The following is an 11,834-nucleotide window of genomic DNA, read 5'->3' on the forward strand; positions in this document are numbered from 1 at the left end:
TGGTCTTTCGCTTTTGTTATTGAACGTCAGTTGCCGCCGGCCAGCGTGGCGGCGACGGTCTTGATGGTGCTTTCGTTGCGCTCCACCTTGACTTCGGTGCGGATCGCGCGGCGCAGGCTTTCGGCCTGTTCGCGCGCGGCCAGATTATTGAGCTCGCCCTTGACCTGCCCGATCAGCGGATCATTGGCGGCCACGGTGCCCGGCGTGATGGCTTTCAATTGAACGGCCATGAAGCCCTTGTTGCCCGCGATCGGGATCAGCTTGGTCGTGCCGGGCGCCATGCCGAAGAACATGGCCACCGCAGGCGGGATCTGCCCGCCGCGCGACATGATTTCCTCACGGCCCAGATTCATCTGCTGCACCGGGGGCAGGGCCACGCCCAGCTTGGCAACTTCGGCGGCCAGATCGCCGCCCTTCTTGCCCGCGGCCAGCAGTTTCATCGCGGCGGCGCGCGCGGCGACCGAGCCTTTTTCAAGCTGGATGTCGGCCATCACCTGCGCGCTGATCTGGTCAAGCGGGGCCGGGGCGGCGGGGATAATCTTGGTCACGTCAAAGATCACGAAGCTCTTGCCCGCGACCAGTTCGCTGATCTGGGGCTGGCCTTCGTGGTCCATGCCAAAGGCGGCGGGCAGGATCGGGGCGAGGTCGGCCGGCAGGCCCATGCCAGCGGGCGTCTTGGCCGTCAGCAGCGGGGTTTCGGCCATGGTCAGGCCCAGTTCCTTGGCGGTGTCGGACAGCGCGCCGCCCTTGCCGAAATCATCGTTCACCTTCTCGGTCAGCGCGGCCAGCGCGGCCTTGCGCTTTTCCTCGGTCAGGGCAGCGGTGATTTCGCCCTTCACCTGTTCGAGCGTGCGGGCGGGCTTGGCGTCGATGGCATCCACGCGCACCAGCGCCCAGCCCAGCGCGCCCTTGACCGGGCCGACGGTGGCGCCTGCCTTGGCGGCATAGGCGGCCTCGGCCACGGCGGCGCTGCTCTTGATGGTCAGATCAGCCTTGCTGACCGCGCCCAGCGAGGCGACCGAGAGGCCCTTGGCCTTGGCGGCGGCCTCAAGGCTTTCGCCCTTGGCCACGGCGGCCGCAATGTCCTTGGCCATGCTCTCGCTGATGACGATGACCTGCGAGACCTTGCGGGTTTCGCTGGCGCCATATTGAGCGGCATTGGCCTTGAAGCGTGCGGCCACTTCGGCATCGGTCGGGGCCGAGGACTGTTTGATGACCGATTCGTCGAAGCGGGCGTAACGAATCACGCGGCGTTCGGGCACGGTATAGGCGGCCTTGTGGTTGTTGTACCATGCGTTCACCTCGGCCTGCGTGGGCAGGCCCTTGGGCGCAAAGGCTGCCGAGGGCAGCATGGCCGCCGAACCGGCGCGATGTTCCTTGAGCAAGGCGGCATATTGCATCACCGCGCTCTGGGGCAGGGTGGCGCCGAACTGTGCCGGGGCCAGCAACTGGCGCGAGACCAGATCGCGCGCGAAACTATCGCGCACATCGGCATCGTTCATCTGGCGCTGGGCCAGAACCGAAAGATAGGCGTTCTGGTCAAACTTGCCGCCCGCGCCCTGAAACGCCGGGATCTTGGCCAGTTCGCTGTCGACCAGACGCTTGCCCGCAACGACGCCGATCTTGCGGCCAAAGGCCATCTGCGCCTCGCCGTCGATCATCTGGTCCAGCACCAGATCGAGCCCGCCTTCGGCCAGAAAGCTCTTCATTGTGATGCCGGGCTGCTGCTGGCGGGTGATTTCCACGGCCTGCTGCATCTGTTTGGTCAGTTGCGCGGTGCCGATGGGCGTGCCGTCCACCTTGGCGACGCGGTCGCCCCCGGTGATGCTGCCCGATGAGATCATGTTCGACACATCGCCCGCGGCAAACGCCAGAGCCAGCATCACGATCAGCCCCAGCGCGGCGAACACGCCCACCGAGGAGTGGAAGAACTTGCGGAACACTTGCAGCATCAAACCAACCCGTCACCGCGGCCCCGCCCAAAGGCGCGCGCCGTCAAAACCATCAGCAGGCGGCTTTAGGCGGCTTGGCTGGATCTCGCAAGCGGCGCAGGCGCGCAAATTTGTGGTGCCTTTATGCTGCGTTTGTGTCTTTTCGGTGGGTTGTCGGCCACGCGCCTTTTGACAAGCGGCGCCTCCTTGCCCTAGGCGCGCATACGCATGCTGGGGAAGCGTGGCGGCTTGCAGCCTGTGACGGGCCGTTGCCCGGCTCCCCGCGATTTAGGAAGGACAAAGGGATCATGGCTTTGCGGCCCTATATCGTCGGCAACTGGAAGATGAACGGCCTGCGCGCCACGCTGGCCGAGGGGCGCGCGATCGACCGCGTCGCGGCCCGCTATCCGGCGGTGGATGTGGGCATCGCCCCGCCTTTCACGCTGGTCCATGCGATGGCCGAAGAGGCGCAGGCGATGGCCGTGGGTGGGCAGGACGTCCATGCCAAGCCCAGCGGCGCCTATACCGGCGACATTTCCGCGCCCATGCTTGAAGATGCCGGTGCGCGCTTCACCATCGTGGGTCATAGCGAGCGCCGCAGTCTGCATGGCGAGAGCAATGCCGATGTGCAGGCCAAGGCCGTGGCCGCGCGCGCGGCGGGGCTGGGCGTGATCCTGTGCGTGGGCGAAACCGAGGCCGAGCGCGATGCCGGGCAGGCCGAAGCGGTGGTTTCGGGCCAGTTGCACGGCTCGCTGCCCAGCGAGGGCGCCGAGGGTCTGGCCGTGGCCTATGAGCCGGTCTGGGCGATCGGCACGGGCCGTGTGCCTTCGGTGGAGGATGTGGCCGCGATGCATCGCGCGATCCGCGCCGATCTGGTGTCGATCTATGGCGATGCGGGCAAGGGCGTGCGTATTCTTTACGGCGGCTCGGTCAATGCGGGCAATGCCTCGGAATTGCTGGGTGTGGCCGATGTCGGCGGCGCGCTGGTGGGCGGGGCCAGCCTGACGGCGGAGAGCTTTGCCGCGATCATCAACGCGGCCGCGATGCTGATCGAGGGCTGAAGGTTCGCCGCCCGGATGAAGGCAAGGGGGAAGCACCCCCTTGCAACTGGGCTCGCGCGCGCCTAGATGCGCGCCATTCCATTCATGCGGTGGCCTTTGCTGGCTGCCATGTCGAGAGTCGCGCTTCATGTTCATCTTCCTTATTGTGCTTCAGGCCATTGTCGCGGCCATGCTGGTCGTGGTGATCCTGATTCAGAAGTCGGAAGGCGGCGGTCTGGGCGTTGGCGGCAGCCCTTCGGGATTCATGTCGGCGCGCGGCGCGGCGGACTTTCTGACGCGCAGCACGGGCGTTCTGGCTGCGATCTTTGTCGGCCTCTCGATTGTGCTGGCGGCTCTGGCCGTGGCCAGCGCGTCGAGCCAGAAGGTTGATACCTCGCTTGATCGCAGCGTTTCGGCCCCGGCTGCCGCTCCTGCCGCTCCTGCGGCTCCGCTTCCTGCCGATCCGCTGGCCGGCGCGGCCAAGAAGTAATCCGGTGTTTTTGTGTCAGCCACCCTGCCGCATCCGCGGTGGGGTGGTTGGCGTTTGGGCATTCCGCCGTCTGCGGCGCGTTTTTGGCGCGTCCATGAACAAGGCTGTGGATTGCTTGCTCGTTGGCGCGCATTGCGCGCTTGGATTGATGGTTCAAAAAAGGTAAGGCGCAATCCCCATGGCGCGGTATATTTTCATCACCGGCGGCGTGGTCTCCTCGCTGGGCAAGGGTCTTATGGCGGCTTCACTGGCCGCTTTGTTGCAGGCGCGTGGCTTCAAGGTCCGCATCCGCAAGTTCGACCCCTATCTCAACGTCGACCCCGGCACCATGAGCCCGTATCAGCACGGCGAAGTCTTTGTGACCGACGATGGCGCAGAGACCGACCTCGATCTGGGGCATTATGAACGCTTTACCGGCGTTTCGGCGCGCAAGAGCGACAACATCACCTCGGGCCGGATCTATCAGACGATCATCGCCAAGGAGCGCCGCGGCGACTATCTGGGCGCGACGGTGCAGGTGATCCCGCATGTGACCGACGCGATCAAGGATTTTGCGCAGGCCGACACCGAGGATCTGGATTTCGTGCTCTGCGAAATCGGCGGCACGGTGGGCGACATCGAGGGCCTGCCTTTCATCGAGGCGATCCGTCAGCTCCGCAATGAACTGGGCCGCGAGCAGACCTGCTTTGCCCATGTCACGCTGGTGCCCTATATCGCGGCGGCGGGCGAGTTGAAGACCAAGCCGACTCAGCACTCGGTGCGCGAACTGACCTCGTATGGCATCCAGCCCGACGTGCTGCTGTGCCGCTGCGAGCAGGAACTGCCCGAGAACGAGCGCAGCAAGATTGCGCTGTTCTGCAACGTGCGCAAGGAAGCGGTGATCCCGGCCCTTGACGCGCCCAACATTTACGCCGTGCCGCTGCAATACCATGCCGAAGGGCTGGACAATGCCGTGCTGCACCACTTTGGCCTGACCGCGCCCGAGCCGGTGCTGGACCGCTGGAAGGAACTGACCAAGACCTATGGCAGCCCCGAAGGCGAAGTGACCATCGGCGTGGTGGGCAAATATGTCGTGCTGCAGGATGCCTACAAGTCGCTCAACGAAGCGTTGGTGCATGGCGGCATTGCCAACAAGGTCAAGGTCAACATCAAGTGGATCGACGCCGAAATCTTTGAAAAGGACGAGGAAGAGATCGTCTCGACCCTCGAACCTCTCCACGGCATCCTTGTGCCCGGCGGCTTTGGCGAGCGCGGCACCGAGGGCAAGATCTCGGCGGTCCGTTTTGCCCGCGAACGCAAGGTGCCCTTCTTTGGCATCTGTCTCGGCATGCAGATGGCCTGCATCGAAGGCGCGCGCAACACGGCGGGGATCGCGGACGCTTCCTCGACCGAATTTGGCGAAACCAAGGAACCGGTCGTCGGCATCATCACCGAATGGATGAGCGAAGAGGGGCTGCAACAGCGCACCGCCGAAACCGATCTGGGCGGCACGATGCGCCTTGGTGCCTATGAAGCCAAGCTGGCGGGCAACAGCCATGTCGCGGCGATCTATGGCAGCGAGACGATCAGCGAACGCCACCGCCACCGTTACGAAGTGAACTCGCATTACCGCGAGGCGCTGGAGCAGGGCGGGCTGGTGTTCTCGGGCATGTCGCCCGACGGTCTGCTGCCCGAAATCGTCGAGCGGCCGGACCATCCGTGGTTCGTGGGCGTGCAGTTCCACCCCGAACTCAAGAGCCGTCCGTTCGAGCCGCATCCGCTGTTTGCTGGGTTTATCGGCGCGGCGTTGCGTCAGGCTCGGTTGGTTTAAGGGTTCAAGGTTTAAAGGTGCCTCCGGCGGGCAAAGGGACTTGGTCCCTTTGCAATCCTGTTAATGGGGGTGGGTTTGAGGCCCTGTGCGGTAATCATTAAAGCCTGCGGCGCATTTGATTGGCACCGCAGGCTTTAATTTTGAAACGGTGCGTCCGACCCACAACGCCGAGCCCTTGGCACCACGAAGACAGTAAAGGGAGCGTGAGGCTCTAGACCCTCGCATTCATCTTTCTATTCCGCCCTTGTCCAGATCCACGTCCCCGACAGAACCATCACCCCCGCCGGGATCAACACCCACGGCCACCTCGCCGTAAACGCCGTAATCCCCACCGAAACGCCCATGGCGATCAGCGCGGCTTTTTTGGCCCGGCGCGGGATCGCGCGCCGCTCGCGCCATTGGCGCAGGGGTGGGCCATAGGTGGGATGATCGAGCAGGCGCTGCTCCCACGCGGGGTTGGAGCGGGCAAAGCAGAAAAGCGCCAGCAGCAGGAACGGCACCGTGGGCAAAAGCGGCAGAAACGCACCCACAATGCCAAGGCCGACAAAGAACAGGCCGCCCGCCTGATAAAGGTGGCGGCGCATTCCCGGTTCAGCCCGCTGCGAGCCGCGATGCGTGGTCCTTGATCAGCGCGATCATATTGGGCACGCCCTGCGTCCGGTTGCTGGAAAGCTGGTTTTTCAGATCAAACGGGGCCAGCGCCTCGGCAATGTCCATCGCGGCCACTTCATCGGCGGGCTTGCCCTGCACCGCCGAGAGAACCAGCGCGATGATGCCCTTGGTGATCGCCGCGTTCGAATCGGCCAGGAATTGCAGCCGGTCGCCCTGTTCCACCGGATAGACCCAGACGCTGGCCGAACATCCGCGCACCAGCGTGGCGTCGGTTTTCAGCGCGTCGGGCATCGGGTCCAGTTCGCGGCCCAGTTCGATCAACAGGCGGTAACGTTCGTCGGCTTCGAGGAATTCATATTCCTCAGCAATATCGGAAAGGCTGCGCATGGGGATGCGATAGCGCCCATGGGGCTTACAAATCAACCCCGGCGGCGATCGCTTCCAGCTTGCGGATGCGTTCTTTCAGGTCGGCGATCTCGATGCGATGGGTGGCCGAGGGCTGGGCGGGCTGGTCTGCCTTGCTCACCACATCAAGCTCGCGGTGCTTGAGCGCCAGCCATCCAGACCAGCCGCGCAACAAGGCGATGCTGAGCATGGCGAGGGCCGTCAGGGCGGAGACCAGTTCGGGCAGGGTCAGGCTGTCCATGGGGGATACTCCGAGGAAGGGGTTTATCGGTCGCGCAGGGCTTCGATTTCGGCCGAGAGGCGCTCTGCGCTGCGCCCTTCGAGCGAGGATGAGGTGGCGATGCGTTCCAGTACGCGGATGCGTTCGCGCAGGGCCTCGACTTCGGCGGCATGGGGCGCCTCGGCATGGGGGGCGGGCTGCGTCTCGCCATAGGCCATGGCGGCCATCTTGCGCCGGTGGCGCAGGACGATGGCGGTCAGGACGATACCGGTCCACATCAATGGCGCAAGGCTGTGAATGAAATCATGCAACATGGCTTCAAACCTCTTTATCGGCCCCTCTTATCGACGGAGCGATTCAATTTCATCGGCCAGATCGCGAGCCTTGCGGTCCTCGGTGGCGATGCGTTCAAGCACCTTGATGCGTTCGCGCAATTCCTCGACCTCGCCCTGCAGGCGCTGGTTGCGGATATCGGCATCGGCATTGTCGGCGTGTTCGATGATGGTCTGCTTGCCCTTGTCATCGATGGTCACGCGGCGCGCGCGGCCCGACCGGCTGTAGAGGCCCGCCTGAAACACTTTGGCGACCGAGGTGACGATGACAATGAGAACAATGGCTTCCCAGAAGTTCATGGCAGTCGCTCCGAAGAGGGATCAGTTGAGCGGATCGCGGCGGTAATCCTCGACCGCCTTGGTGTCGCGCAGGGCCTCGATTTGCGCGGCAATGTCATAGCCCTTGTCGGTGACGATACGCTCCAGCACGCGCACCCGGTCTTCCAGTTCCTGCGTCTTGGCAGCGTATTGGGCGGCGCGTTCGGCCGTGTCATCGGCGGTGGCGCGGATCTGCATTTCGGCGATGCGGGTCTTGTGCCTGGTCCAGATCGCCACGATCGGGATCGAAAGCGCGACAATCGGAATGAACGCGCCAATAGTGCCAGCGGACATGGAATTTCCCCCTAAATGCTGGGCTTTCAGCGCAGCTTTTCGATTTCTTCGGACAGGCGCGGGTTGGAGGAGACATAGTAGTCCTCCACCGCGGCCAGGCGACGGTCCAGATCGCGGAACTTGGCGCGGACCTCGCGGGTGGTGCGGCCCGGCGACTGACGCACACCCTGCCAGAAACGCTGCTCCTCGCGGTCGGTATAGAGCGCGCGGGGCTTGTCGGGCGCCAGAAAGCCGATGCCGAAATAGATCACCCAGGCGGTGCCCCCGCTCATCGAGAGCAGGACCAGCGTGGCGATCCGCACCCAGAGCACGTCAATTCCGGTATAATCGGCAATCCCGGCGCAAACGCCCATGAACTTGCCATTGGCCTTGTCACGGTAAAAACGGGTGTGGATCGGGTTCATCGAAAGCTCCTGTCGGAAGAGCGGGCGCGCATACGATCTATTTCGCGCAGCGGCTGGTTGTCGATTTCGCGGTTGGGCATCGGAACCGCCGGATGGAATTCGGGATGCTCGGAGGCGACGAGGCGCTCGACTGTGTCCATCCTTTCATCCAGCCGCCGGGCCAGTTGATAGAGTTCCTCCAGCAGCGCCTCGTCATCCGATGTCAGCGTGGCAGAGGTTTTCCACTTGGTGACATAATGCAGGATGATCCACGGCAGGCCGATGAAGAGCGCGCAAATGGCCACCAGAGGCACGATATCCATGGCTTAGCCCTCCTTCTTCAAGGCGCGCTTCATGGCCTCAAGCTCCTCGTCCACCTTGTCGCCAGAGGCGAGGGCGGCGATCTCGTCGGCCAGCGTGGGCTTGGCATTGTCGGCCAGGCCCAGCGCATCGGCGCGGCCCTCGGCATAATCGACGCGGCGCTCCAGCGCATCAAAGCGGGCCATCGCCTCATCCACCCGCTCGCTGGCCAGCAGCGTGCGCAGCTTCACGCGGTTTTCCGCGCTTTCCAGACGGGCGGCAATCGCGGTCTGGCGGCTGCGGGCCTCGCGCAGGCGGGTCTGGAGCTTTTCGATGTCGGCCTCAAAGGCGCGCAGAGAATCGTCGAGCACCGAGACTTCCGATTGCAGCTGGTCGGCCATGTCCGACGCCTTGCGCTTTTCGACCAGCGCGGCGCGGGCCAGATCCTCGCGGTCTTTCGAGAGGGCCAGTTGTGCCTTTTCGCCCCAATCGGCCTGAAGGCGATCAAGCTTGGCGATATGGCGGCGCATCTCCTTTTGATCGGCGATGGTGCGGGCGGCCGACGCGCGCACTTCGACCAGCGTTTCCTCCATTTCGAGGATGATCATGCGGATCATCTTGGACGGGTCTTCGGCCTTTTCCAGAAGATCGGAGAAATTGGCGGCGATAATGTCGCGGGTGCGGCTGAAAATGCCCATGCGGCTTGCTCCCGAAGGTGGATTGGATTGCAGTTTCTCGATTTCCCGTTCTAGCCTGTTGTGGCCGCGCGAGAAATCCTGAAGCGAAAAAAACCGGGCCGGAGGGGAAGATGCCCGATCACGCAGGGGCGTTGCGCGATCATCACCCGACGAGCGGGCGAACAGGCCCTCCGGCCCGTCTTTCGCCAGACCCCGGGGGATGCGCATCGAGTGTGTCGGCGATGCGCCGGCCATGCCGGGGGTGTCGGCATGGGCGATAGGGTCCAGAGGCGAAAGTTTGGTCATGCAGGGTATAGCGCAAAGCCCGTGCCAATTTGCCGATGGCGCGGAAATCGGGGGTTTTGCTGCGGGCGGCGCTTGACGGAATTTGTGGGTTTTGCCAAACTTCGGGAAATTTTACCAAGGATAGGCAATTCATGGCGCTATCTCCCCACCATGCTCCGCGCGACACGCAATTCATCGGCCAGTCGGGCGCCTTCCTCGATGCCGTCGAGCGCGCCAGTCGCGCTGCGCCCCTGCGCCGCCCGGTGCTGGTGATCGGCGAGCGGGGGACGGGCAAGGAGTTGATTGCCGAACGCCTCCACCGCCTGTCCTCGCGCTGGGACGAGCCATTGGTGACGCTCAATTGCGCGGCCATGCCTGAAACGCTGATCGAGGCGGAATTGTTCGGGCATGAGGCGGGGGCCTTTACCGGCGCGACACGGGCGCGGGCGGGGCGGTTCGAAGAGGCGGATCGCGGCACACTGTTCCTCGATGAACTGGGCACGCTCTCCATGGGCGCGCAGGAGCGCCTGCTGCGCGCGGTGGAATATGGCGAGGTGACGCGGATCGGGGCCTCTCGCCCGCTGCGGGTGGATGTGCGCATCGTGGCGGCCACCAATGAGGATCTGCCCCGCATGGCGCGCGAGGGGCGGTTTCGCGCCGACCTACTCGACCGTTTGAGTTTCGAGGTCATCACCCTGCCGCCCCTTCGCGCGCGCGAAGGGGATATTGCGGTGCTGGCCGAATATTTCGGGCGGCGCATGGCCAGCGAGATGGGCTGGGACCGCTGGCCGGGGTTCAGCGGGGCGGCGGCGGCGGCGCTGGAGAAATATCACTGGCCGGGCAATGTGCGTGAGCTGCGCAATGTGATCGAGCGGGCGGTCTATCGCAGCGACAGCCCGGAAATGCCGATTGCCGAAATCACCTTTGATCCTTTCGATTCGCCATGGAAGCCGACCCAATCGCTGCGCGCCGCCGATCATGAGGCCGCGCCCGCGCCCGTTATGGCGGGCGATCTGGCCGGTGTGTCGGATCTGCGCGGGGCGGTGGATGCGCATGAAAAGGCCATCGTCGAGGCCGCCCTTGCCCGCCACCGATACAACCAGCGTCAGACCGCCAAGGCGCTGGGCCTGACCTATGACCAGTTGCGCCATACAATGCGCAAGCATCATCTGCTTTGACGCCATCATCCGCTTTGACTTGGGCGGCGCGGGGGCTAAGTTGCGCGCAAATCTGAGAAAGGCGCGCGCATGGGCAAGGTGATCGCGGTTTACAGCATGAAGGGCGGGGTGGGAAAATCCTCGCTGGCGGTCAATCTGGCGCATGGTTTTGCGGTGTCGGGCAAAAGGACACTGATCTGGGATATTGACGCGCAGGGGGCGGTGGCGTTCCTGTTGGGTCAGGCGGGGGCGGCGGCGAAGGCGAAGAAGATTTTTGCCCGCGACGCTGATCCTGCCGATGCGATTGTGCCGACCAACTGGCCCGAACTCGACCTGATCGCTGCGGATCTGTCGCTGCGCCATTTGGAAAGCGATCTGGCTGATGACAAGCCCAAGCGTTTGAAGAAACTGCTGGAGAGCCTGTCGCCCGATTATGACCGGATCGTGGTGGATTGCCCGCCGGGTCTGGGCGGGATTTCGGACCAGATTTTCCGCGCGGCCGATCTGCTGGTGGTGCCCCTGTTGCCCGCGCCGCTGGCGATGCGCACGCTCGATCAGGTGAAGGATCATCTGGCGGCCGAGCGCGGCGGCAAGGCGCCGGGTATTCTGCCGGTTCTCTCCATGGTGGACCGGCGCAAGGCGATGCACCGCGAGATCGTCGAGTCCCATCCCGACTGGCCCGCAATCCCCCATGCCAGCGTGATCGAACAGATGGGGCAGAAGCAGGCGCCTCTGGCCGAATTTGCGGGTAAGAGCGCGGCCATGCTGGCGGTGGACAATGTGCTGGCGCGCGCGGAATTGATGCTGGGCAGCGGGGTGTGGCTGACGCAGGCGACGGATGAAGGGTGGGTGAAGGGGTGATCTCCTAACCCACCCCCTTGCATTCGGCTCAAAACAGGCGTAATGGGCCGATCAATCCCGACATTGTGAAGCAAAGCGGGGCTGGCGCCGGAAGGGGCCGGCGCGAAATCGCATTGCACAATGTCTGCCCATTACAGGAACTTACATGGCCAATATCGCGCGCATTACTGAGATTGTCGAACCAGAGGTGAAAGCCCTTGGCCTTGATCTTGTGCGCGTGATTCTGTTCGGCAAGTCGGACGTGGGCGATGAGGAGCATACGCTGCAGATCATGGCCGAGCGCCCCGAAACCGGGCAATTGGTGATCGGCGATTGCGTGGCGCTGTCGCACCGCATTTCGGACAAGATCGACGCTCTGGAAGAGGCGGGCGAGACGCTGATCGAGGAGGCTTATCGCCTTGAGGTCAGCTCGCCCGGCATCGACCGCCCGCTTACGCGTCTCAAGGATTTCACCGCCTGGATCGGCCATGAGGCCAAGGTCAATCTGACCGTGCCCGTCGATGGCAATCGCAAGAGCGTGGTGGGCAATCTTGTTTCGGTCGAGGGCGAGGTGATCGCGCTGGACGACAAGAAATCGGGCCGCGTCACTTTCCCCTTCGCCGATATTCATTCCGCCAAGCTGGTGTTGACCGATCGCTTGCTGGCCGCAACCAAACCCATTGATCTCGATGAAGATTTCGACGAGATCGACGAAGAAACCGAAACGCAGGAAGACTGAT

The 11,834-nt window shown here is 63.8% G+C and carries 16 protein-coding genes; 6 read left to right on the plus strand and 10 right to left on the minus strand.

Going from position 1 to position 11,834, the window contains the following annotated elements; all coding sequences use genetic code 11:
* Positions 1-26: 26 nt before the first annotated feature.
* Positions 27-1,952, minus strand: coding sequence for a peptidyl-prolyl cis-trans isomerase (locus tag PQ457_RS04460; RefSeq protein ID WP_273618567.1), 1,926 nt, complete (start codon positions 1,950-1,952; stop codon positions 27-29).
* 287 nt (positions 1,953-2,239) lie between these two features.
* Here PQ457_RS04460 and tpiA point away from each other — a divergent pair, with 287 nt between their 5' ends.
* From tpiA to PQ457_RS04475, 3 genes are all read left to right on the plus strand, one after another.
* Positions 2,240-2,992, plus strand: coding sequence for a triose-phosphate isomerase (gene tpiA, locus PQ457_RS04465; protein ID WP_273618568.1), 753 nt, complete (start codon positions 2,240-2,242; stop codon positions 2,990-2,992).
* Between the two features lie 127 nt (positions 2,993-3,119).
* Positions 3,120-3,461: a preprotein translocase subunit SecG gene (gene secG / locus PQ457_RS04470; RefSeq protein ID WP_168602421.1), complete on the plus strand. Its 342-nt coding sequence runs from the start codon at positions 3,120-3,122 to the stop codon at positions 3,459-3,461.
* 178 nt (positions 3,462-3,639) lie between these two features.
* Positions 3,640-5,271 carry a CTP synthase gene (locus PQ457_RS04475; protein ID WP_273618569.1) on the plus strand — a complete coding sequence of 544 codons (1,632 nt, stop codon included), beginning with the start codon at positions 3,640-3,642 and terminating at the stop codon, positions 5,269-5,271.
* Between the two features lie 233 nt (positions 5,272-5,504).
* Here the strand turns inward: PQ457_RS04475 and PQ457_RS04480 are convergent, their stop codons facing one another.
* Genes PQ457_RS04480 through pspA form a run of 9 tightly spaced genes read right to left on the minus strand, consistent with a single transcriptional unit; the run spans position 5,505 to position 8,875 of the window.
* Entirely contained in the window at positions 5,505-5,855 is a 351-nt protein-coding gene (locus PQ457_RS04480) for a YbaN family protein (protein ID WP_273618570.1), read from the minus strand.
* 7 nt (positions 5,856-5,862) lie between these two features.
* Entirely contained in the window at positions 5,863-6,270 is a 408-nt protein-coding gene (locus PQ457_RS04485; protein ID WP_172339248.1) for a SufE family protein, read from the minus strand.
* 25 nt (positions 6,271-6,295) lie between these two features.
* Complete coding sequence (locus PQ457_RS04490; RefSeq protein ID WP_273618571.1) at positions 6,296-6,529, minus strand: hypothetical protein; 234 nt, start codon at positions 6,527-6,529, stop codon at positions 6,296-6,298.
* A 23-nt stretch (positions 6,530-6,552) separates the two neighbouring features.
* Positions 6,553-6,822 (minus strand): hypothetical protein, encoded by a 270-nt coding sequence (locus tag PQ457_RS04495; RefSeq protein ID WP_273618572.1) that lies wholly within the window; start codon positions 6,820-6,822, stop codon positions 6,553-6,555.
* A 27-nt stretch (positions 6,823-6,849) separates the two neighbouring features.
* Complete coding sequence (locus PQ457_RS04500) at positions 6,850-7,140, minus strand: hypothetical protein (protein ID WP_273618573.1); 291 nt, start codon at positions 7,138-7,140, stop codon at positions 6,850-6,852.
* Between the two features lie 21 nt (positions 7,141-7,161).
* The gene (locus tag PQ457_RS04505) at positions 7,162-7,452 is read right to left on the minus strand and encodes a hypothetical protein (protein ID WP_273618574.1); all 291 of its coding nucleotides are present in this window, start codon (positions 7,450-7,452) and stop codon (positions 7,162-7,164) included.
* A 26-nt stretch (positions 7,453-7,478) separates the two neighbouring features.
* Positions 7,479-7,856, minus strand: a complete 378-nt coding sequence (gene pspC / locus PQ457_RS04510) for an envelope stress response membrane protein PspC (protein WP_168602428.1) — start codon at positions 7,854-7,856, stop codon at positions 7,479-7,481.
* Entirely contained in the window at positions 7,853-8,158 is a 306-nt protein-coding gene (pspB, locus tag PQ457_RS04515) for an envelope stress response membrane protein PspB (RefSeq protein ID WP_273618575.1), read from the minus strand. The genes pspC and pspB overlap by 4 nt, the downstream gene beginning before the upstream one ends.
* Before the next feature lie 3 nt (positions 8,159-8,161).
* Positions 8,162-8,875 (minus strand): phage shock protein PspA, encoded by a 714-nt coding sequence (pspA, locus tag PQ457_RS04520; protein WP_273619245.1) that lies wholly within the window; start codon positions 8,873-8,875, stop codon positions 8,162-8,164.
* Positions 8,876-9,249: 374 nt separating this feature from the next.
* On the opposite strand from pspA, the gene pspF reads away from it, so the two are divergent.
* The 3 genes from pspF (at position 9,250) to rimP (ending at position 11,833) form a co-directional block, all read left to right on the plus strand.
* Positions 9,250-10,275: a phage shock protein operon transcriptional activator gene (gene pspF, locus PQ457_RS04525; RefSeq protein WP_273618576.1), complete on the plus strand. Its 1,026-nt coding sequence runs from the start codon at positions 9,250-9,252 to the stop codon at positions 10,273-10,275.
* Between the two features lie 69 nt (positions 10,276-10,344).
* Positions 10,345-11,115, plus strand: a complete 771-nt coding sequence (locus PQ457_RS04530; protein ID WP_273618577.1) for a ParA family protein — start codon at positions 10,345-10,347, stop codon at positions 11,113-11,115.
* A 145-nt stretch (positions 11,116-11,260) separates the two neighbouring features.
* Entirely contained in the window at positions 11,261-11,833 is a 573-nt protein-coding gene (rimP, locus tag PQ457_RS04535) for a ribosome maturation protein RimP (protein WP_273618578.1), read from the plus strand.
* Position 11,834: the final 1 nt, after the last annotated feature.

The organism is Novosphingobium humi (genome assembly GCF_028607105.1).
GTDB lineage: Bacteria > Pseudomonadota > Alphaproteobacteria > Sphingomonadales > Sphingomonadaceae > Novosphingobium > Novosphingobium humi.